The organism is Gemmatimonadota bacterium, assembly GCA_040388535.1.
Lineage (GTDB): Bacteria > Gemmatimonadota > Gemmatimonadetes > Gemmatimonadales > GWC2-71-9 > Palsa-1233.
In genome coordinates this window covers 618,817-639,630 of record JAZKBR010000002.1, presented here as the reverse complement: position 1 = coordinate 639,630, position 20,814 = coordinate 618,817, and the positions used below count along the sequence as shown (strand labels likewise).

Genomic DNA, 20,814 nt, shown 5'->3' with positions numbered 1-20,814 from the left:
CCCGTCGGTCTTACGGCTGCGGCGGCTCTGGGCTCTGGGGTGGTCGACGGAACGTCGAGTCGCGACGGGGCCGGCTGGTGAAGCGGCCGATGCTGTCACGGAAGCGGCCCATATCCAGCTGCCATGTAGCGCCTGACGGCAGGTTCCTGAGGTCGCGCATCACCTCGAGCGCCTGCGCCATCCACGACCGGAATGGATCGAGATTGGTGGGGTTGAGTACCGCGTTGCTCGTGACCACCCGGTACCCGAACGACGAGCCCGGGGTAAGGGTCCGGATCCCGATGCGGAGGTAGGTCGAGTCTGCCGAAGACTGCGTGTGCGCGAGCCCGACCGTCACCAGCGCTTCCGCACCACTGAAATCGCTCTCCCGCATCCCCTGTACCCGCTCCGGCGTGATGACATCCCAGCCACCACTCGCGGAAATGCGCTTGGCGAATTCGCGCATTGCCGCCTCGTTGAGGGCGAGCAGCGCCGGATCGGGACTTCCGCGCGGCGGTGACATCACCACCATCACCCGACGCGGGCCGGTCACGAACACCGTTGGCGCACTGGGGGCGCCGGTCGTGGGCTTGCCGCCGACACCAACCCCGCCTGCGACCGAAGGACCGACACTCGCAATGGCATCGCCCACGCCCGGAATGCGCCGCAACGTCGCCTGCGAGGAGAACTCCGCGATCCGGATCCGTACCAGCGAGTCGGTGGTGGCCAGCTGCCGCTCGAGCGAAATCTCGGCGCTCGGCGCCTCGGTCGTCACCGCTCTCGTCTTGTACTTGGGATCCAGCTGCTCGAGTTCGGCGCGCAGTGCCTGCGCGATGCGCAACGAGTCCGCGTGGGTCAATGGCTTGGAGGCCGGCGACTGCAGCGGCGCGCCACTCGCGCCGGTGTCGCGCGGGGCAAGCACCGTGAGCGTGTCCACGCGTCCTGGCGCTGCTGGTGGCGTGCCACGTTGCGCATACCAGACACCACCCGCAACCAGCGAGATGACGGCGCCGGTGGCCAGCAGCAACGGCCACGGCGATGCCGGGACCAGCGCCCGCGCCGCCGTCTCACCCGAGGTGGAGCGATGCGCGTCGGCCGCGATCGCACCGGAGATCTTGTCGAGATCTGTCAGCACGCTCTTCGCATCGACCGGGCGATTTTCCTGGTCCTTGGCGAGGCAACGCTGCACCAGCGCCGAGAGCGCGGGCGGCACTTCCGGTCGCTGCAGATGCAGCAAGTCGGGCGTGCGTGTGAGCTGGGCGGTCATCGTTGCCGTCGGCGATGCGGCCGCGAAGGGGCTCGCACCGGTCAGCAGTTCGTAGGCGAGCAGGCCGACCGCATAGATGTCGACGCGATGATCGGCAGACGGATCCGCCGCAAGCTGCTCCGGCGCCATGTAGGCCGGTGTGCCGATCGCCATGCCAGACGTCGTATGTCCGGCAATCGGGCCCATCGGCATCGACGCCGAGAGCGCCTTGGCCACACCAAAATCGGTGACCATCGCGTGATGACCATCGGAGAGGATGTTGCCGGGCTTGATGTCGCGATGGATGACGCCACGGGAGTGGGCATACGCCAGCGCTTCAACTGTGTCGTGGAGCAGGCGCAGGGTCTCGGGAACGCTGAGCGGACCGGTGCGTTCGAGGCGCGTGCGCAGCGACTCGCCGGGAATGAACGGCATCGTGAACCAGAGCAGTTCGCCGTGTTCGCCCGCGTGCAGCAACGGCACGATATAAGGATGCGAGAGCCGGGCCGCGAGTTGCACTTCACGACGGAATCGTTCGCGATTGACGCCGGCCGCGAGCTCGAGTGGCAGGACCTTGATGACGACTTCGCGACCAAGCGCGTGCTCCATCGCGACGAAGACGCGACTCATCCCGCCCCCGAGGAGTTCGCGCTCTATGCTGTAGGCATCGCCGAGGGCGAGCTTGAGGTCGTCGAGAAGCTTGTCAGTCACCAGGAATCCGGGTGGTCGCCAGGTTGGTTGTGATCCTGCAATGTGTTCGGTCCAGACAATATACGGCTAGCTGGGGCTGCAGGATGAGACGCACGGCCGCCCCCGGCCGTTGCAGTACTTCCGGAGACCCCTACGGACGCCGTGGGCAGATAGATTTCACCGTGCATCCTATTTCCCGGAGACCCTCGATGCGTCGCACCCTCGCCCTGACCGCGATCCTGCTCGCCCCCGCCGCCGTCGGTGCCCAGCAGGCCGCTCCGACCCGGGTCGATGCCCGCGGACTTGGCTGGCAGGTCCGCTCCGACGGCAACAAGGAGATCTCCCAGCTGGCCTTCGTCGAGATGAAGCCAGGGTGGCACATCACCACCGGCAACGTCGCGGGGATCTTCTATCGCCCCGAGATGACCGGGGTCGGCGCCTACACCGCGACGATGAAGGTGTACTTCTTCGGCCCGGCCTCGGCCCACCCCGAGGCGTATGGCCTGATGGTGGGCGGGAAGGACCTTCCCGGGGCGACGCAACGCTATCTCTATTTCGTGATCCGCAACGACGGCAAGTTTCTCATCAAGACCCGCAACGGTGACGCGACGGCCGACGTGACTCCCTGGACCGCTGCCCCCGCCATCAAGACCATCGCGGCAACCGACACGGCGAATGTGCTCAACACGCTCTCGATCCAGGCGACGAAGGATGCAGTCCAGTTTCTCATCAACGGCACGATCGTGGCGGCGAAGCCTCGCAAGGATCTCGCGGTCGATGGGGTCGTGGGAATGCGTATCAACCATCAGTTGAACCTGCACGTCGCCGACCTCTCGGTGGTCGCCGCCAAGTGAGCGCCATCACGTCGCGTATCGCTGTCGCGGGGCTGGTGCTCCTCGCTGCCTGTGGCGGCGATACCGGTGGCATCACGCCGCCACCACCGCCGCCCCCGCCCCCAGCAGTGGATCATGTCGTCGTGGACCCGACATCCGCGACAATCAAGTCGGGCGCGACGCAGCAGGTGGTCAGCACAGCCTTCAACGCGACCGGCTTCGTTGTCAGCGACGCAACCTTCGCGTGGACGACGAGTGACGCGACCCGTGCGGTCGTGACCCAGACCGGCCTCGTGTTGGGTCTCGATCCGGGTGGGCCGGTGACCATTACTGCGACGGCCTCCGGCAAGAGCGCCAGCACCACGCTCACGATCATCCCTGCCGAGGTGAAGACGATCAAGGTGAAGCCGGACACAGTCGAGATGCTTCCCGGGGGCACGCGTGCGATGATCCTCTCGGCGATCGACGAGTTCGGCAATCCCGTCGCCAACCCGCAGGCGGTCTGGTCTTCGTTCAATCCGCTCGCCGCCACGGTCGATGCCACAGGCGTGGTGACCGGCGTGGCGCTGGGAGAATCCACCATTTCCGCCAGAATCGGGAACGTGATTGGTCAGGCACTCGTGCGGGTCACCCCGCTCGCGCAGGCGCGCTTCCGGATCGAAGTCACGAATAACCTGATGTACTCCGCCGAGATCATGCAGAATGGCGTGGTGGTCGGGACGGCCGGGGCGCAGGGCTCGACGACCATCGAACGCCCACTCACGCCGACGCTCACGCTGTCATGGCGCCTCATCCCGCCACTGGGTCGCGGCGAAACCATCACCGAGACCTTTCCGCCCATCCTCAACCCGACGGGCGCGGTACCGCTGGTGATCGACAACATCCTGAACGATGGTCGGGTCTATTTCAATCCGGTGCTGCACAACTTCAGTGGGAAGAAGGCGCGCGCGAATTTCCCGGTGGTGGTCGGCGCCGAAGCGTGTCGCTGTTCAATTACCACGAACGACAACAATCAGCCCGCATACGGCTACTGGCTGCTCACACCACAGTCGGTCCTGCAGGTCTTTGGCGAGCTGGATGAGGCGCTCAGTGGACCCTTCCTGAGCTTCCCGGTGCTCCCGGGGGCGGTCACCCCGTTGAGCGGGGTGTGGCAGTTCAACCTGCTTGCAGTGCCCTGACCGGGCTCAGTCCTTGTGGCCGGCGGCCCTGGCGGCGCCGTTGGCCACGATGAAGGTCACCACGAAGATGGCGAGGAAGGCGATAATCTGGCGCAGCTCGGAGAGCGGATTCACATTCACGGGATCACCCTGGTCACGGAGTCAGCAAAAAAGGTAATGCCGGGGTAGCGATCCGCGGCAGGCCTTCCCTCCTCCGTTCTCCCTTCTCCCTTCCCTCTTCTCCCTTCTCCCTTATTCGTGAAACTCCCCCAGCCGATTGGTATCCAGTAACGCCCAGCAACAGATCGCCACGTGACTCTCGTGCCCGGCGATCAGTCGGCGCACCGTCGGCTGGCGCATCCCCTTGAACACCACTCTTGCTGCGCGCATCACTCCGGCATCGCCCTCGGGCCAGACCTGGGCGTGGCCAAAGCCGAAGATCGCCAGCATCTGCGCACTCCAGCGACCGAATCCGCGCAACTTCATGATCTCGGTGAGCAGTTCGTCGGCGGAGAGCGCGGCCCAGCGCTGCCGGGGGTCGCCATCACTGAGAATGAAGCGGCCCCAGTGGGCGATGGCCTTCCGCTTGGCGCGTGAGAGCGAATGCATCGGCGGGGCATCCTCCGGGACGCTCATGGCCCAGGTCACGATACCGTCGATGTCGCCGTGCGCGTCGATCAGCCGACCCATGATGGTGCGCGCCGCAGGCGCCGAGACGAGCTGCGCCACGATGGTCCGCACGGCGAGGTGCGTGATCGGCCGCGCATCCGGGATGGTCCGTTCGAGCGGATGGGTGAGCTCCACCAGACGAGCCAGTCGCGGGTGGCGATCGCAGAGTTCCCGAGCCACCGCCGCATGCGGGTCACGACGGCGCTTGGTGCTGCCACCAAGTCGGGTGGGATCCTTCCGGGCCACGGCTACTTCTCGACGTGACAGGCGAGCGCTTTGCCGCCACGCGAGAAAGTCGCCGAATCGCCCTTGTTCCAGAACGTGGTCGTGGAGTCGCCGTACCGCGCACCCGATGCGGCGACCAGCTGCGGGAGATGCAGCCGCTCATCGCCCACGGCGAGCGCGACCTCGGACTTGCCAGCGGCATCGCTGCGGAAGAGCGCGAACACCTGCGAGGAATCGCTGCAGCGGAAGGCCGCGGCGACGCTCGGTGACGCGGGTGTTGCGGCCGTTGCGGGCTTCAAGGTGTCGGCCGCGACCTGATCGGCCTTGGGAGCCGGGGCGCACGCCGCAGCCGTGATGGCGATGGTGGCGGTGAGAACGATGCTGCATCGGGTCATGGGCTTGGGTCCGGTGGGTGATGATGGCGAAATCTACTTGCGGTCAGGCCGTCACCCGCCGCCAGTGGTCCCAGATCAGCACCATCGCCAGGGTGTCGAGTTTGCAGTACCGTAGCAACAGGGATTCCCAGCTCTTGCGAATCTCGGGATCAAGGCGTTCGGCACCATAGAGCATCGCGGTGTACGCCTGCATCGCCCCGGTGCCGTCGGCGACGTTCAGCTCCCGGGTTCCGATGACGACCGGCGGCAACGCCTCATACGGTCCGGTCGCCGCGTCGGCATCCGCAACGCCCATCCACTCGGCGTACCGTTCGCGCATGACCGGATCGGCCTTCCACAATGCGTCGAGCACGACCTTGATCGACACCCGGCCGCGCATACCAGGATGGAAGAACTGCTGTTCGCAAAGGCGGCAGAGATCCACGATGCGTTCGTCGACGACGCGATCGAGCCACTGTTCGAGCTCGGGATCCGCGGCGTTGTATCGAGCGAGCTGAGACCGGATCTCCCGGAGCACACTCCCTTCGTAGGGCGACCAGGTCAACACCGGGTCGCTCTCGCCGATTGCCTCGCGCAACGAATGCACAAACTCCGCGTTCGGCCAGCTCTCGCGAGTATTCAGCCATTCCCTATGCACCGGCGCGTCACCGGCCTGGACCACGGTGTGGCAACTCCACTGGAACGCCACCTTCTCGTAGCCGCGCATCCCCTTGTGATACGGCAGCGCCAGCAACGAGGTCTCGAAATCGATGAAGTGAAGTGGCAAGCGCAGCGCCTCAAGCGCTGGCCGAAGCCCATCCCCGATCCAGGGTCGATTGAGCCTGGTATGCTCGATCTGGATCAGCTGTCGCCGCGAGCTGGCCGTGGGTGAGCCGTCCTTCTTCACGAGATGCGTGCCATCCACATCATAGAGCGATGTCATGCCGTTCTGGATCATGACGTCGGCCAGCCGCGCGCCATCGTACTTCGTGGCGCCGAACTTGTAGAGCTCGAAGAGGTGGGGCGACGGTTCCGCGAGTCGGCCCCAGCATTGCGCAAAGCCATTCAACGGCTCGCCCGCGTCAACCCGGAATTCGCAATCGCGGCAACCCCAGTCAATCGCTCGCTGCTCCTTGACCGGTCCATCCTCACCGAGCAGCGTGGCGAAGTGATCGGCGGCCGTGCCTACCTCGTCGAGGAGCATCGCCACTTCATCGGCCACGTTGACCTGTGCCAGCAACTGATCTGCGCGCACTGCCGCAACATCACCGAGGAACTCCACCCGCAACTCCCCGCCATCCGCAGAACGCTCTACCCGGAACATCGCCGGCAGCCCTTCGATCCCGGTGCGTCGCGCCTGATCGACCAGCATCAGGTGCGGCACGATCTCGGCGCCGGGGTACAGACGCCGGAGCACGAACACCTGAAAGGCAACATCCTCGAGATACTCCTGGAACTTGGTGGTAATTCCGTGCGGCGCACGCTTGCCACGAAACGGACCCGCCGGGTTCTCTCGTGATTCGTCACTGTCGAAGGAGACCGATTTCACTTCGATGAGGTCGAAGCGATTTCCCGCGCGGCGCAGAATATCGACACGCGCAAGCAGGCGATCGGCGAGCAGCGTCGCCTCGAAGAGCGTGACCGGATCCTGCAGCAGGAGGTCGCGAGTACCCGCGGCTGAACCCACGGGATCGCGTCGGTCATACGGCGCAGCTACCCCGTCGGGAAACATCAACTTGGCGAGTTGTTCCACCATATACCCGCCCTCGGCGAGCATCGCGAGGTAGGGATTGTCGGCGGTATTCTGCGGAAAGCCGAGCTCTTTGTAGTAGAGCTTGGTGACGCATGAGCGCGCCAGCTTGAAGTCGGACTTGGAAAGCGTATGTCGCATGGAAATACCGGGAGGGAAACTAGTCTCTAGTCTCTAGTCTCTATTCTCTAGTCTCTAGAGTTCCTGCACCACACTCCCGATCAGCGGAATCAGCGGCACACCCGCCACATCGATCTGGCTCCCCCACACTTCGCCCGGCACCATTCCCTTGGCATGCGCGCGAACCAGCGCCTCCCATTCCCCGGCACTCGCGAGCGGCGCACCGCGATCCTTCATCTCGTCGGCGCCGAGGAAGCCGAGATACACCATCACCACCGGCACGCCGAGCTGCGCGACCTTCCACGCCCACGCGAAGCGACTGGCGAGCTGGTAGTGCGAGTCGATCCGGATCTCCCATGGCAACCCGCTCGCCGCCTGCAATCCGGCGCGGGCCTGCTCGATCGCGACGCCGATCTGGTGATGACTCGCGTCGCGCGTGGCCTGGTCACCCTGATTGCGGGTGTCGAGCTTGCGACCGGAGACCGTGTTGGCGAGCTCATTCTCGTGCGCCTTGGCTTCCACCAGCAGCAGGCCGCGACGGCCATCGATCGTGCAGCTGCTCGCGATGTCCCAGTTGGGTGTGCGGTCGGCGAGCCGTTCGCTGGGGAGCCACCACCGCGCGAGGCCGACGCGAACCACCGGCGTCAGCAGCTCGGGGGCGAGCGGCAACTCCGCTTCACTCGGATCTTCGAATCCTTCGGGAAGCCAGGAATCGGTCGGCGCGACACTCCCCCACACACCCATCAGCGCACTGAGTCGCGCCGCGACCTGCACCCGCGTCCCGTGCGTGAGCAGATGACAGCGCGGCTTGCTCCCGCGCTGCGCCTTGGCGGGCAGCGTCGCCAGGAGTTGCTTGATCTTCTTCGGGCTCGACGGCTTGGAATTCATCTGGTACAGATCCTTCGACTTCGCTCAGGATGATGTGCCGCCCAAGAGCGGCACCACCGGGGGCTCTCCCTTCTCCCTTCTCCCTTCTCCCTTCTCCCTTCTCCCTTCTCGTTCTTCTACTTCGGTTCCGTCTCCACCAGCACCGCCATCAACCCCGGCCACGCATCGGTGTTGTACAGCGCAATGGTATGGAGATAGTGACGGGCATCCTCGCCCTGTTGTTCCAGCAACGCGAGCGCCGCCTTCCGCACGGTTGGTACATCGGCAAACGGTGTCTTCAGGTCGTCCGGGATATTCGCCCCGTCACGTCGTACCCCGGCCAGGTCGAGGAAAGCGATCTGCAAGCCTGGCTCGAGTTCCACGTAGAGGGTCTGCAACAGCGTCAGCTCGTCCTGCAATGACTCGAGTCCGTGCCGGACGATCTCGCGGGCCAGCTGTTCCGGCGCCCATTCCCGCAGCTTCTCAGGCCGGAAGCCGCCACCCCGCGCGACGATCCGCTGGATATAGCTGTTCTTCGAATCACGGCTCGAGGAGATGTCGTGGGCCACCAGCCCGATGCGACGGGCCTGGGAGAGCGTGCGATAGGGAGACGGTTGTGGCATCGGGTCCAACCCTCAGAGGGGAAGCGTCAGGAGCGCATATGATACTAGGGTCCGGACGCTTCCGCCGCGATGGCTGGAACGGGCTACGCCTTGGGGGGCATATCGACGCCCCGCCAGGCGTTGCTGGTCCCGATGTCGGCGGCCCCCGCCGCCTTGGCATAGAGGAAGAGCTGGAGCTTGTAGGCCGGCAGCCAGCTGAAGGGCCCCCCGAGAATGGCGACCCCGAGCGGCGCTTTCCCCCGCCCCCCCGGCAGTGTTGCCTCCTGGTGCTCCAGCTGTTCCTCGGTCAGCCCGTCGAAGAACGCCTTGATCGCGGCCTTCTCCTCGAGCATTGCGGCCGGGAACTCCGCCGGGGTCAGCGACTTGGCGGCTTCCGCGGCGGCGCGGAACACCGACCAGTCGCCATCACGGAACACGCCCAGCGCCGTCGACATCGCGAAGGAGAGGTACTGCATCAGCTCGACCGTGTTCCGCTGACCCGGGCTCGGCCGATAGCCGTATCCCTCCGGCGTGAACTTGGTGGCCAGGTGAATGCAGACATCGCACTCGTGCATCATCGCATGCGCCAGCTGGTCCTTGGTGATCATCGCAGCACGTCCGCCCGAAATCGGTTGATCAATTCGTCCCCGGGGGAATGATACTGTACTTGATCCCCTACTCGCCCCGCAGTGCTTCCACCGGCTCGACCCGGCTCGCGCGCATCGCCGGCAGCAGGACCGATCCGGCCGCTACCAGCAGCAGCAACAGCGGAATGGTGGCGAAGGTGAACGCATCGATTGGAGCTACACCATACAGCAGCGAGCCGAGGTAACGCGTGAGCAGGAGCGCGCAGGCGAGGCCAACGCCGATTCCGACCACAGCCGGCGCCATCCCCTGCCGCAGCACCAGCCCGCGCACCGAATCGACGTCGGCGCCGAGGGCGAGCCGGATGCCGATCTCGCGCGTTCGCTGACTCACCGAGTACGAGATCACCCCGTAGATGCCGACCGCCGCGAGCACCAGCGCGAGCAACGCGAAGCCCGCCATCAGCGCCATCGTGAACCGTTGCTCCTGGGTCGCAGCACTGAGCACATCGTCCATCGTCGTGATCTGCGTCACCGGAACGTCCGGCGCGAGCCGCTTCGCGATCGCCGCGATCGGTCCGATCAGTTCCTTGGGATTGCCGCTGCTGCGGACGATCAGTGTCATCGCCCGGCGCGGCTGGCCGTAGGAGTTGCTCCATTGTTCTGCCGGGATGAAGAACGCCCGCTTGAACGTCGCGGTGAGGCCGTTGTGGTGATAGTTGCCGACCACGCCGACGATCACGCGCCAGGGCCGATCCTGTCCGCCCATCCGTACCCGCTGACCGATCGGGTTCTCGTTCGGGAAGTACTCCTTGGCGAGTGCTTCGTTGATCACCGCGACCTGTAAACCATCCTTGGTGTCGCTGTTGTCGATGTAACGCCCGGTGATCAACCGGATCTTCATCGCTTCGAAGTACCCGGGTGATGCCGCCTGCCAGTCGGCCTGATTGCCTGGCACACCGGCCGGCGTGGGATGCGATTCGATCGCGATTCCGGCATCACCCATTTCGGCCGCGAGCGGGAGCACCCGACCGAAGCCCGCGAACTGGACCCCGGGAAGTTGCCGCACTTCATCGCCGAAGTTGCGATAGAAGTTCAGGACCGCGCGCTCATCGGCGTAGGTGGCCGACGGCAGCGAGGTGCGCATCGTGAGCACGCCCCGGGTATCGAACCCCGGATCGACCTGCATCAGGTTGCGGAACGACTTGATCGTGAGCCCGGCCGAGATCACCAGCAGCACCGCAAGTGCCATCTCGGCCACCACCAGCAACGTGCGCCCGCGCTTCCGCTCTGCGCCGTCGCTCGCGCCGCGCGATCCGTCACGCAGTGCATTCGCGAGATCAAGCTGCGACACCCGCGCCACTGGCAACAGACCGAACAGCGCGCCGGTCACGAGACTCAGCACCAGGGTGAACGCCACCACGCGCCAGTCGACGTGCAATTCCGCGAGTCGCGGGATCGTGGTCGGCGCGCGGGCCACCAGGATGCGCACACCACCCCACGCGAGCACGAGTCCGAGCAAGCCGCCACCGAGACCGAGCAGCATACTCTCGGTAAGCGCAAGGCGCAGCAGCTCGCCTTTGCCCGCGCCGAGTGCGGCACGCACCGCGACCTCGCGACTGCGACTGTCGGCGCGCGTGAGCACCAGGTTGGCAACATTGGCACAAGTCAGCAGCAACAACAGGCCGACCGCCGCAGCGAGCACCAGCAGGGCCAGCTGCACGTTGCCGCTGACCTGCTCGATCATCGGTACCGAGAACGCCGTGAACTGCATTCCGACGGGATAGAGCCCCGCCTTCGTCCACCCCTTGGCGAGGTTGTCGAGTTCCGGCGTCACCATCGCAGCCGTGATACCGGGCTTGAGCCGCGCGACACCATACCAGCCGTGATTCCCTCGCGCGGGCGCCGCGCGATCCATTCGCGCTGGCTGAATGAGTTGTGCCGTGGTGCGACTCTGGAATTCGAGCGGAAACTTGAACTCCTTCGGCAACACACCTACGACCTGCTGCGATTCACCGTCGATCTGGATGATGCGATTGACGATCGACGGATCACGGCCGAATCGTTGCTGCCACAACTCGTAGCCGATCATCACCACGGGCGGCCCGTTGGGGATGTCTTCCTCGGGCGTGAAGACCCGGCCAGCCGCTGGCACCATCCCCACCACATCGAGGAAATTGGCCGTCATTTCGACCGCCGTGACGCTCTGCGCGCCCTCTGCTCCCGTGAGCGCTGCCTCGCCGTTTTCGTCCCACGCGGCCACATCGGTGAAGAGCCGGCTCTGCTTCTGGTAGTCGAGGTATTCGGCGGGCGAGAGCCAGGTCTTCTCGAAGTTCGTCCACTTGCTCCAGATCATCGCCAGTTGGCCAGGGTCCCGATATGGCAACGGCTTGAGCAACACGGCGTTGACCACCGAGAAGATGGCGCTGTTGGCGCCGATGCCGAGGCCGAGGGTCAGGACCACGACGGCGACGAAACCGGGCCGGCGAAAAAGCGATCGGAGGGCGAGGCGAACGTCCTGGCGCAGGTCGGGCATGGGGCACCTGGGAGAAGGGAGAGGTGGCAGACCCCGGATTAGATGAGATCACTCGCCAACCGGTTGCACGCCCCTTCTGGAATGTTTTTCACCCCGGCACAGGTGGCGATGAAGCGTCTCCTCCGACATAATCTGTTCCATGTCTATCCGTACTGAAGCGCCGGCGCCCTTCGTCGATCTCCCCCCAGAAGCGTTTCGCGCTCTGGGTCGCGAGGCCATCGACCTCATCACCGCCTTTTTCGTTGATCTGAAGGATGCCGCCCCGTTTCCGGCGCAGCAGCCAGCCGCGGTCCACGCCCTGTTCGACCTCCCGGTCCCCGAGCTGGGTGAAGACCCCCACGCGATCCTCGCCGACTGGACCAGCAAGATCGTCCCGAATTCGTCGTTCACGGGTCACGCCAAGTGGTTCGGCTTCGTCAACGGATCGGGCACCCAGATGGGCGCCATCGCCGACGCGCTCGCGGCCACCCTCAACGCCAACCTCGGCGGCTGGAAGGCATCACCGGCGGCCACCGAAATCGAACGCCGCACTATTGCCTGGCTCGGCGAGATAATCGGCTACGGCGCCGACACCGGCGGGATCTTCCTCAGTGGTGGCACCATGGCCAATGTCGCGGCGCTGCGCGCGGCCCTGGTCAACAAGGCGACCTGGGATATCGACGCCCACGGGCTGCAAGGCTCGGGCGGCGTCCGCCAGCTCACGGTCTATATGGCCGACCACGAGGCCCACGTCTCGTTCCAGAGCGCGGTCAATCTTCTTGGTCTCGGTCGCAATGCCCTGCGCAAGGTGCCGAGCAAGCCCGACTTCACCATCGACCTCGGCGCCCTCGAGCAGATGCTGGATGAAGACATCTCCAGCGGAAAGACGCCCTTCTGCATCGTCGGTCACGGCGGCTCGATCAACGTCGGTGCGCTCGATGATTTCGATGCGCTCGCAGACATCGCGGCGCGCCGCAATCTCTGGTTCCATGTCGATGGCGCCTGCGGATCACTCGGTGCGATCCTGCCGGAGCTCGCGCCGCATTTTGTCGGGATGGAGCGCGCCGACTCGGTGTCATTCGACGCCCACAAGTGGCTCGGCGCGCCATATGAAGCGGCCTGCCTGCTGGTGCGCAACCCGGAAGCGCTGCGCGCTGCCTTCGCGACCCAGGCGACTTACCTGCAGAGTTCATTGCCGAGCGAGTATGCCGGACTCAACTATTTCGACTACGGACCGCAACTTTCGCGTGGCTGGCGCGCGCTCAAGGTCTGGATGTCGCTGCGGTTGTATGGCGTCGAGGGATATCGCGCGATCTTCCGGCGCACCATCGCCTGCGCGAAGCATCTGCACGCACTGGTGGCGGCGTCGGATGATTTCGAGGTCGTGCAGCCGGAACCGGCGCTCTACATCTATTCGTTCCGCTACGTCCCGGCCGCGCTCAAGGGCAACGATGCGAAGCTCGACGAACTCAACCAGCGCGTGGCCGACGAACTGGTCAAGCGACAGATCGCCTTCACCATGACCACGCGCATTCGCGGCCGGGTGACGCAGCGGCTCTCGATCTGCTCGCACCGCACGACACTGCAGGATATTGACGAGACGGTGGCGGCGATGCGGAGTGTTGGCGCGGAGCTCATCGCGGCGGGATGAACTTGGGGGTGATGGGTCATGGGCGAGGGACGATGAACGATGGATGTTCGGAAAGGGCTTTCCGGTGGGGAGCCCCTTTGCGTTTTCCGACCTGAACGGCGCAGAGCCGGGGCCGGCAGTCGTAGTTGTTCAGTTGATCGGCGTGACCAGTACGGAATCGAGCGCGTGATTCATTCGATAGTGGATGGCGAATTCGCCAGCGAACTGCTTCGGGTCACGCGCGACGTAGGCGGTGTCGAGCTTGATCAGGACAATGCTCCTCGACGTCGTATCTGGTGCCCCGCCGAACCGGTTGATCGTTACGATCGCTTTGGCACAGACCGCGTCGTGCGTCACCACGGTGACCTTCGTGCTATCCATTGCGGGCAACTGGTACCCCTGGCGGCCCAGCACCGCGAGTTCGCCGGTGTCGGACACCATTTCCCGGAACTGGTACAGTTCCGCGGCCAGCAATGCGCTGTCGCGGACGCAGCGCTGCGTACCCATTGCGGGATACGCGGGAATGTGAGGTGTTGCGGCAGCAGCCGACAGGAGGACGGTTGCTCCGAATCCAAGCAGGTGTTTCATCAGAATTCTCGAGGTGCGCTGCGGCTCCCGAAATCGAGGGGAGAACCCGAACCAATCACTCCACGAACCGCGCGAGGATCGAGTCGCATCGGAAGTTCATGCGGTAGCTCACGCCGTACTCTCCTGCCCGTTCCGCTGGGTCACTCGCGATGTAGATCGTGTCGATCTTGATCAGAATCACCGATCGAGACGTCGAGTCAGGAACGCCTCGGTCCCGATTGATCGTGACAGCTGCCTTCGCGCAGACAGAGTTCGTCGCAACCAATTTCACCTGACGGCGTTCCACCTTGCTGATTTTGTAGATCAACCGCTGGTGCGCGTTTTCGGCCAGATCCGACGATGCAATCGCCCTGAAAAAACCCAACATGTTCGCGCTTTCATCGGCACCGGTAATGCACCCTTGGGAAAAGGACGCCTCCCGCAGGTGCGGTTGCCGGACCGCCGGGGCTCTCGTCACGACTAGTAATGTGGCGACGGAGATAGGAAGGGAAATAGAAAATTTCATCGTTGCGTTGGTCCTCCTATCGCGAACCTGCTGACGCAGGCGGTCTCGCGTGCACCTTTCTGAGACCTCCTCAACGAGAACCAGGGCCCGTGACCCCTGCCATTGTCGGCAGGGGTCCACGGGACAAAGGCTTCTAGTTTACGGCTCGGACTGGCCGCGCGAAGAAGATGATCGACTTCGTTCCGGGATACTCTTGACCGAGCACCCAGAGGAACCTTTCTCTCAGCTGCCCCCCCTCACGTCCCGGCTTGGAGACCGGTTGGGCGCGCGCGACAATCCATGCACTGTCCGCGGTCACCCTCAGTGAATCAATCCAGAGGACATTCTTCTTCCCGCCGCCAGAATAATCCTGCTGGCCCTTTTCGCAGCGTGAATCGAAAAGCACCGTGTCGGCATACGCCCGTGGAAAGAGCGGCCGCCCCGACATTCTCGGGGACTTGACGATATCCGTTGGAGCGACATCGGCAGGTGAGATCCCGCAGAGGACCAGAACTGTCGGTGTATCCACGATGTCAAATCGATGACTTAGGTAGCCGTTGAGCACTTCCCAAGGGCTAGGGTCTTTGAGCCCGCTCCGTGCCCTAGCGCTTTGCTGAGCCGATATGCACGACAGCGGTCCCAGGAGTACCACAAACAGCCCCAGCAGTTGGAGGCGATTCAAGGATGGGGGATAAGACATGAGTTAGGCCCCGCTACGTCGATGTACTTGAAGTACTCGTGGTTTTCGTAGTGCTCCGCGTCATCTTCACCGTTAGGCAGTCTGTGGTGGTCGGTGACGATGCCCGTTCGCGCGTGAACAGCTTCATGCATACCTGTCTGTAGAATCTCCCACAGATGCCCGTCCGATGGTGTGTTGTTTATTGCGAGGAAAAGCGGGTCATACGCTACGGTTGCCGTGGGTGGCGGTTCGTCCTTGGTGTTGATTGGAGGCCTGCTGGGACACACTCAAGCGAGCACAACCCAGCGCTACGCCCACCTTGCCAACGACCCGCTCTCCTTCGCTTCGGAACGAGCTGGGGCCGATATGGCAGCAGCACTTGGAAGTGGTGAGACGCCGGTCACCCCGCTCCGAAGGCCACGAGCAAGCTAGGGAACGGCAGCGCCGCGCTGGACCAGAGGTCATCCTCCTTTTCCGCGAGCTCTCGCTGCGTGCATGGGGGCAGGCAGACCAGATGACCCCGGCACGCCCGCCCCCCGACTCCTGAAACCCTTCTCGGATGGACCTGAGAAATCACGGAATCGAAATTCTTTCCAACTCACTCGCAGCTATACGATAGTTTCTCAGGCTTGACCGAAAAATGCCGCCATTGTAGCGCCATGGGCAGGAGATCATCGAGCGCGAAGTCGATGAAGTATGCTTCGGAGCCTGCCGTGCCCCCCCCGCCGAAAAGCAGGAGGGGACCGGCTGGCTCGTCCTACCTCCCAACGCTCGACAAGATCCGAGTCATTGAGGAGTCAATGACGTATGTCTTCGTCCATTCACCGGATTTCACTTTGGGATCCTCCGCGAAGAAGACCTCACCCGCCTTGACGAGGTATATCCGTCGAGCCGTGGATTCTGGTTCGTTCAGCACCTGGCTGATTAGAGCGCTGGCCCGAACACATAGCGAATCCACTGCTTCAATCCGCACTGAGGACGAATCTGCAGTCGGCACATGAAACTGATCCCGGAACCGCTGAAATGCGGGCAGGGAAACGAAACGCTTGGCATAAGCGGCAAGGGCGGCCGACTTGGGATGCGTCGCTTCACCACAAGCGCCACCGCTCTGGGAAGTCGCTCGTGCGACGGCAATCGTCAGTACGATCGCGCCGAAAACCAGGCCACGCCGAAGTGTTGTCACCGTGTCTTGCATTGAGATCCTCGAAAAAAATGTCATGGACGGCTGAAGCAGGTCAGAGTACCAACATTCCAGTAATCTGGCGCCGTCGGCGAACTGGAGGAGTCGAGCCGGAATACATGTTCCGGGTCCATCGTATACCACGGAAAAGTCGAGCCCGCCTGTGCCTGCCAGTCATTGCTCGAACCACCGCCGTTCAACAGTGCTGCGGCGGTATCGACCCTCGCTGTTCGATTGCAGGTCACCTGCTGACCATCAAGGTTTGGGTGGGTGTGAATAATCGCCACGACTCCCGGATATCCGATGCCTGGAAAATCCCAACCGCAATTGTCGGTCAGGGGCCCGCTGGGAAGACGGGCGAACTTGAGGGGTCCACCGGCAGTCTCGCGGTATACAACTGCGCCGATTTCAACCCTGCTCGTCTGCGGCTTGGGGCTGTTGAGTGGTCCATACGAATCCGTAAACATAGCCCGCATTGAGTCTTGGATCATTTGGCTGCCTAGGATTCCATCAACCTTCCCGGCCGAGGTTGTAATCCTGCGATCTGCTGACCAGCCCTTGCAAAGCGTATCTGTCGGGGCCAGGGTGACCGTAACAGTCGCAGTCCCAACAACCCCGTTGCCACCGACGAGCGCCGCTTGGATTGTCGTGGTTCCTTGACCGGAGAAGACGAATTCGCCCTTGTCTCCTGTGTGGGCGATGGAGGTATTGAAGCTCATCCAAATGAAGTCCGCCGCGTTCCGGGACTCGGTAGATCCATCATTGAATTTCAGCGTCGCCGTGAACCAAGCTGCACTTCCAAGTTGGTAGTTCTCCCCTGTAGGGGAGACCTGAATTTCAGTGACGTACCTACCACTCGGATTGTTCGGATCCGCGGGGGTCCCGCCAGAGCCCGATGGCGGGGGGGGCTCTTCGTTCGGGTTGGTAGTGCCAGGGTGCCAGGTCCCTAGATAGACGTCGACAAACTCACAAACACGGACATCCGCAGAGGTCGAAGCCGGTCCGGCTGGAACCCAATAATCGCCGTAGTCCACACCGTCATAGATCACCCGGACGTATCCAGCGTATGGGTTATTCGTATTAACGGCGGGTGTCGTTTGGGTGGTGCACTCTTGGTAGGAAAGCCACACCCACGAGTAATAGCCCATTAGGGCGTTCGGGCCATGCTGGGCGGCCTGTAATGCCGCTGCATATCGCTCCTCGGCAGCCGAAACCGAATCGCGATTCGCGGAGGAGCAGTCGAAAGCTGCCATTTTTCCATTTTGCCTTGTTACGGCAATAACTCCCTTGAAACCCTTTCCCTGAACAGGCTTGCACCCGATCGATGCGAAATAGCCGTGGGCATCAACCACAGCCACGGGGAGTTGGGGGACCAGCTCCCATCCTCCCGCCTCAGGGATACTCGGCATATCTGCTCCGCAAGCCGCCAGAATAGCGACTAGTGCGCCCGGTGCCAGCCATGTCACCAGTTTCCTTCCGATACTGCGCATTCGCATCGGTAATCCTCAGACGAAGAAGTGGAGGTTGCTCACACGCGGAGCCCCGAGCTAACAATCGGGGATCAACCAAGGCTCAAATGATTTTGAGGAATCGGTGCGTGTGGCGCGAAAAAGGAGCTGGCAGCCCCCGTCGCCTGTCAAGGAAAACGCAGAAAAGTCAGGGAAAACCCTGACTTTTTTGGGTCGCGAACGGGAAGTTGGTGCTTGAAGTGGGGGGCCGCGAATTGGGTAAACTCCACATCAAACCGTGGAGCGCAGTCCCCGCGGCTCCACCCCCGACCCGCATGAAAAGAAGGGGTCCTCATTCGAGGACCCCTTCACTGTTTCGTAGTGGCCAGAGAGGGAATTGAGCCGAAGGCGAGCGAGGCGACGCAGTCGCCGCAGCTCCACCCCCGTCACCGTTGATTTTCAGTCACACGTTACCGGAAACGAGCGGGGCCTCCCAACGTTGGGAGGCCCCAGTGGCCAGAGAGGGAATTGAACCCCCGACACCGTGATTTTCAGTCACGTGCTCTACCAACTGAGCTACCTGGCCGGACAGGGCGGGATTATAGCCCGCGGTGGGGGGGTCCGGCAACCGGGAACCCTGCCCCGCCGCCCCTAGGGCCGATCACTCACCAGCTTGAGACCGAGAATCCCGCCGACGATCATCGCGATGCAGAGCAACCGCAGCGCGCTGCGCGATTCCCCCAGCAGCGCGATGCCGAGAATCGCGGTGCCCACCGCGCCGATCCCGGTCCAGACCGCGTAGCCTGTGCCGGCCGGCAGCACCCGCAGTGCCTGCGCGAGCAGCCACATCGACATCACCATCCCGACAATCGTCAACGCGCTCGGCAGCGGCTTCGAGAACCCCTCGCTGTATTTGAGTCCGATCGCCCAGCCGACCTCGAGAAAGCCGGCCACCACGACATACGCCCAGGCGCGCGATTCGGTCAGCATTCCTGCCCTACCCCTCCGCGCCGAGCGAGAACCCCGCTTCGATATCCTTGCGCGAGTAGGCCCGGAACGCGATCAGCGTCTCGGTCCCGGTAATCCCCTCGAGCCGCACCATCCGTTCGGTCACGAGGTCGGCGAGATCCTCGTTGGCCTTCACCCGCACGATCGCGACGAGATCGAACTTCCCCGCGACCGAAAAGACGTCGCTCACCTCGGGCATCTCCGCGAGACGCTCGCCGACACTCTTGATATGCTGGCGCTGAACCGTGAGCAGGATGACGGCGGTGACCATACGCGAAGCTCCGATGAATAGCGAAGTTCAACTTAGAGAGACTAGAGACTAGTGACTAGTGACTAGAGACTGAAGCAGGGCGACGGAGTCCAGTCACCCTGAGCGAAGCGAGGGGGCGGAGCTCGGCCTCCCTCGACTTCGCAACCCTTCGGGTTGCTACGCTCAGGATGACGCGGCTCTAGTCTCTAGTCTCTAGTCTCTAGTATCGCCGTCGCGCCCATCGCCCCCACGCTCTTCCGCTCTCCCGTCGTCGCCCGCCGATGTCCATCGGCCTGCCCGAGATGGTAGCCAAGATGCGCGGTGAGATGCACTAGCATCAGGTCGGTGCGGATTCGATGGCCGCCCATCTCGAGCGGGAACTGTTCGGACAGCTTTGCTGGGTCGAACAGTTCGAACGCCCGCGCGATTTCGTCGCGCGTGACCGCCAGCAGCAAGTGCAGTTCGGCTCGTGACACTCCGCGCTTCGAGAATTCGAGATCGCGATCACGCACATAACTGCTGCCACCTATACCGGCGCCGATGAAATGGCGCAGTCCGCCGCAGACGTGCAGCGTGAGCGTGCCGGTGGAATTCGCGAAGCCGGGAAGGTCGGTCCACACCGCGGCATCGTCGGGATAGCCATCGAGTTCGGCCGCAAAACCATCGAGTTCGCGGAACATGCAGCGGCGGACTGCGTCGATCATCAGGCAACCTCACAGAGTGGACAACACCGCACCATCACAATCACCTACCGACCCGCGACGACCAGGTCGCGCGCCCGCTCGGCCTGCCAGAGATGCCGTCGCTGATGCGCGGTGGTGATCCGGAACATCGAGAAGAGCGAATACTTCACCCGGGCGTTGAACGGCGAAGTCACCCGCACCTGGGTGATGTCGATCCCGTCACAACGCCGCAACAGATCGAGCAGGGCAACCTGTGAGGCGTCAAAGGCCGCCAGCGTTTCGCTGCGTGATGCGCTGCCACCGGGAATGAAACCCGCCGCCGTCGGGAACTTTCCCCGCACCGGCGGCTCCATCGTGCGCGAAAGCACCCACCCCATCAGGTCGCGTCGCATGTGCACCGGCGCGGGCCGTGCTCGTACCTCATCGCGCGCGATGTCGGCGTTGCACGTCGGCAGGAACGCTTCCGTCGAAAGCGTGAGGTGCGCCACACATTCACTCATCGACCACGAGTTCGTCGCAGGACGTGTGGTCCAGGTGACCTCATCGACCGCGTCGGCGATCCGATGAGCGTCCGCCTGCGCCGCATGCAACTCCTGCTCGATCGCCGCCAGATCCTGGTGCACCACGCTCTCCGGTCAGGTCGTGCCGATTACATCGATGGCACGAACATGATGTGTGCCTTGGGAGTTCCCGGGTACATCACCCACGGGGCGCCGCGCACTGGTGCCGCCGGGATCCCCGACGTCGCAGGCGTCGCATACGGCATGTACACCACGTAGAGCGCGCGAGCGGCGGGCGTCACCTTCCCGGCAGCCATATCCACTACCGACGCATCGCCCGAAAGTGACCAGAGCGCGGCCTGCTTCGGCATCCGGATCTTGCCGGCCTTCACTTCCTTGAAGCGTACGCTGTCGACCTTGTCGCCGGTCACGCCGCTCGCGCGCAGCGCCCGGCCGCGTGCCATGAACGGTTCCATCGAGTTGTGATAGCAGGCGACGTGGAAGGCCTTCTCTTCCTTGGGGTCGTCGGCGAGACAGGTCATCGCCCCCTTCCCCGGGCGCAGCGTCACCAGCTTCCCCTCCGGCGAGTAGCCGAGGACGGTGGCATCGGCGCGGAACTCGGCCGGCAGCGGCAGCACCGCAACGGCGATCTGCTGATCGGCAGGTGGAATTGGCGCTTGCGCCACGACCGCAGCAGGGGCAACGGACACAAGCAATGCAAACGCGAAGGCGTGGCAGCGCATGAAGGACTCT

At 63.7% G+C, this 20,814-nt stretch carries 20 protein-coding genes and 1 tRNA gene; 3 read left to right on the top strand and 18 right to left on the bottom strand.

Annotation, left to right across the window (positions count from 1 at the left end):
- Positions 1-10: 10 nt before the first annotated feature.
- Positions 11-1,936, bottom strand: a complete 1,926-nt coding sequence (locus V4558_06420; GenBank protein MES2305120.1) for a serine/threonine-protein kinase — start codon at positions 1,934-1,936, stop codon at positions 11-13.
- A gap of 188 nt (positions 1,937-2,124) precedes the next feature.
- On the opposite strand from V4558_06420, the gene V4558_06415 reads away from it, so the two are divergent.
- Both V4558_06415 and V4558_06410 read left to right on the top strand, forming a co-directional pair.
- Positions 2,125-2,769, top strand: a complete 645-nt coding sequence (locus tag V4558_06415; GenBank protein MES2305119.1) for a hypothetical protein — start codon at positions 2,125-2,127, stop codon at positions 2,767-2,769.
- Positions 2,766-3,926: an Ig-like domain-containing protein gene (locus tag V4558_06410; protein MES2305118.1), complete on the top strand. Its 1,161-nt coding sequence runs from the start codon at positions 2,766-2,768 to the stop codon at positions 3,924-3,926. Before V4558_06415 ends, V4558_06410 begins: the two co-directional genes overlap by 4 nt.
- A 231-nt stretch (positions 3,927-4,157) precedes the next feature.
- On the opposite strand, the gene V4558_06405 is transcribed toward V4558_06410, so the two are convergent.
- The 7 genes from V4558_06405 to V4558_06375 all read right to left on the bottom strand — a co-directional run bounded on the left by V4558_06405 (position 4,158) and on the right by V4558_06375 (position 11,632).
- Positions 4,158-4,820 carry a hypothetical protein gene (locus tag V4558_06405; protein ID MES2305117.1) on the bottom strand — a complete coding sequence of 221 codons (663 nt, stop codon included), beginning with the start codon at positions 4,818-4,820 and terminating at the stop codon, positions 4,158-4,160.
- A gap of 2 nt (positions 4,821-4,822) precedes the next feature.
- Positions 4,823-5,194 (bottom strand): MliC family protein, encoded by a 372-nt coding sequence (locus V4558_06400; GenBank protein MES2305116.1) that lies wholly within the window; start codon positions 5,192-5,194, stop codon positions 4,823-4,825.
- 43 nt (positions 5,195-5,237) lie between these two features.
- Positions 5,238-7,064, bottom strand: coding sequence for a DUF2779 domain-containing protein (locus V4558_06395; GenBank protein MES2305115.1), 1,827 nt, complete (start codon positions 7,062-7,064; stop codon positions 5,238-5,240).
- Between the two features lie 54 nt (positions 7,065-7,118).
- Positions 7,119-7,931, bottom strand: coding sequence for a hypothetical protein (locus tag V4558_06390; protein ID MES2305114.1), 813 nt, complete (start codon positions 7,929-7,931; stop codon positions 7,119-7,121).
- A gap of 116 nt (positions 7,932-8,047) precedes the next feature.
- Positions 8,048-8,533, bottom strand: a complete 486-nt coding sequence (locus V4558_06385; GenBank protein ID MES2305113.1) for a hypothetical protein — start codon at positions 8,531-8,533, stop codon at positions 8,048-8,050.
- An 83-nt stretch (positions 8,534-8,616) separates the two neighbouring features.
- Complete coding sequence (locus tag V4558_06380; GenBank protein MES2305112.1) at positions 8,617-9,120, bottom strand: hypothetical protein; 504 nt, start codon at positions 9,118-9,120, stop codon at positions 8,617-8,619.
- A 67-nt stretch (positions 9,121-9,187) separates the two neighbouring features.
- On the bottom strand, positions 9,188-11,632 hold the full coding sequence (locus V4558_06375; protein ID MES2305111.1) for an ABC transporter permease: 2,445 nt from the start codon (positions 11,630-11,632) through the stop codon (positions 9,188-9,190).
- Positions 11,633-11,771: 139 nt separating this feature from the next.
- Between V4558_06375 and V4558_06370 the strand changes: the two genes are divergently transcribed.
- Complete coding sequence (locus V4558_06370; GenBank protein ID MES2305110.1) at positions 11,772-13,262, top strand: pyridoxal-dependent decarboxylase; 1,491 nt, start codon at positions 11,772-11,774, stop codon at positions 13,260-13,262.
- 129 nt (positions 13,263-13,391) lie between these two features.
- Here V4558_06370 and V4558_06365 read toward each other — a convergent pair whose 3' ends face one another.
- The 10 genes from V4558_06365 to V4558_06320 form a co-directional block, all read right to left on the bottom strand.
- A complete protein-coding gene (locus V4558_06365; protein MES2305109.1) occupies positions 13,392-13,829 on the bottom strand; it encodes a hypothetical protein in 438 nt (145 codons plus the stop codon).
- Between the two features lie 55 nt (positions 13,830-13,884).
- Positions 13,885-14,334, bottom strand: coding sequence for a hypothetical protein (locus V4558_06360; protein MES2305108.1), 450 nt, complete (start codon positions 14,332-14,334; stop codon positions 13,885-13,887).
- 1,415 nt (positions 14,335-15,749) lie between these two features.
- Positions 15,750-16,187: a hypothetical protein gene (locus V4558_06355; protein MES2305107.1), complete on the bottom strand. Its 438-nt coding sequence runs from the start codon at positions 16,185-16,187 to the stop codon at positions 15,750-15,752.
- 20 nt (positions 16,188-16,207) lie between these two features.
- Positions 16,208-17,530: a hypothetical protein gene (locus V4558_06350; protein ID MES2305106.1), complete on the bottom strand. Its 1,323-nt coding sequence runs from the start codon at positions 17,528-17,530 to the stop codon at positions 16,208-16,210.
- 603 nt (positions 17,531-18,133) lie between these two features.
- A tRNA-Phe gene (locus tag V4558_06345) sits at positions 18,134-18,206 on the bottom strand.
- A gap of 65 nt (positions 18,207-18,271) precedes the next feature.
- Positions 18,272-18,610, bottom strand: a complete 339-nt coding sequence (gene sugE, locus V4558_06340; GenBank protein MES2305105.1) for a quaternary ammonium compound efflux SMR transporter SugE — start codon at positions 18,608-18,610, stop codon at positions 18,272-18,274.
- A 7-nt stretch (positions 18,611-18,617) separates the two neighbouring features.
- Positions 18,618-18,899 carry an Lrp/AsnC ligand binding domain-containing protein gene (locus tag V4558_06335; protein ID MES2305104.1) on the bottom strand — a complete coding sequence of 94 codons (282 nt, stop codon included), beginning with the start codon at positions 18,897-18,899 and terminating at the stop codon, positions 18,618-18,620.
- Between the two features lie 185 nt (positions 18,900-19,084).
- On the bottom strand, positions 19,085-19,582 hold the full coding sequence (locus V4558_06330) for a DUF664 domain-containing protein (GenBank protein MES2305103.1): 498 nt from the start codon (positions 19,580-19,582) through the stop codon (positions 19,085-19,087).
- A 44-nt stretch (positions 19,583-19,626) separates the two neighbouring features.
- A complete protein-coding gene (locus tag V4558_06325) occupies positions 19,627-20,184 on the bottom strand; it encodes a DinB family protein (protein MES2305102.1) in 558 nt (185 codons plus the stop codon).
- A gap of 26 nt (positions 20,185-20,210) precedes the next feature.
- On the bottom strand, positions 20,211-20,804 hold the full coding sequence (locus V4558_06320; GenBank protein MES2305101.1) for a hypothetical protein: 594 nt from the start codon (positions 20,802-20,804) through the stop codon (positions 20,211-20,213).
- Positions 20,805-20,814 lie beyond the last annotated feature (10 nt).

What these genes read in the sequence shown, in the direction of transcription:
- sugE (MES2305105.1), bottom strand. Translation starts at nt 18,610, where the DNA reads ATGCTGACCGAATCGCGCGCCTGGGCGTATGTCGTGGTGGCCGGCTTT.
- V4558_06395 (MES2305115.1), bottom strand. Translation starts at nt 7,064, where the DNA reads ATGCGACATACGCTTTCCAAGTCCGACTTCAAGCTGGCGCGCTCATGC.
- V4558_06390 (MES2305114.1), bottom strand. Translation starts at nt 7,931, where the DNA reads ATGAATTCCAAGCCGTCGAGCCCGAAGAAGATCAAGCAACTCCTGGCG.
- V4558_06415 (MES2305119.1), top strand. Translation starts at nt 2,125, where the DNA reads ATGCGTCGCACCCTCGCCCTGACCGCGATCCTGCTCGCCCCCGCCGCC.
- V4558_06335 (MES2305104.1), bottom strand. Translation starts at nt 18,899, where the DNA reads ATGGTCACCGCCGTCATCCTGCTCACGGTTCAGCGCCAGCATATCAAG.
- V4558_06330 (MES2305103.1), bottom strand. Translation starts at nt 19,582, where the DNA reads ATGATCGACGCAGTCCGCCGCTGCATGTTCCGCGAACTCGATGGTTTT.
- V4558_06400 (MES2305116.1), bottom strand. Translation starts at nt 5,194, where the DNA reads ATGACCCGATGCAGCATCGTTCTCACCGCCACCATCGCCATCACGGCT.
- V4558_06365 (MES2305109.1), bottom strand. Translation starts at nt 13,829, where the DNA reads ATGAAACACCTGCTTGGATTCGGAGCAACCGTCCTCCTGTCGGCTGCT.
- V4558_06375 (MES2305111.1), bottom strand. Translation starts at nt 11,632, where the DNA reads ATGCCCGACCTGCGCCAGGACGTTCGCCTCGCCCTCCGATCGCTTTTT.
- V4558_06360 (MES2305108.1), bottom strand. Translation starts at nt 14,334, where the DNA reads ATGAAATTTTCTATTTCCCTTCCTATCTCCGTCGCCACATTACTAGTC.
- V4558_06380 (MES2305112.1), bottom strand. Translation starts at nt 9,120, where the DNA reads ATGATCACCAAGGACCAGCTGGCGCATGCGATGATGCACGAGTGCGAT.
- V4558_06320 (MES2305101.1), bottom strand. Translation starts at nt 20,804, where the DNA reads ATGCGCTGCCACGCCTTCGCGTTTGCATTGCTTGTGTCCGTTGCCCCT.
- V4558_06355 (MES2305107.1), bottom strand. Translation starts at nt 16,187, where the DNA reads ATGCAAGACACGGTGACAACACTTCGGCGTGGCCTGGTTTTCGGCGCG.
- V4558_06385 (MES2305113.1), bottom strand. Translation starts at nt 8,533, where the DNA reads ATGCCACAACCGTCTCCCTATCGCACGCTCTCCCAGGCCCGTCGCATC.
- V4558_06370 (MES2305110.1), top strand. Translation starts at nt 11,772, where the DNA reads ATGTCTATCCGTACTGAAGCGCCGGCGCCCTTCGTCGATCTCCCCCCA.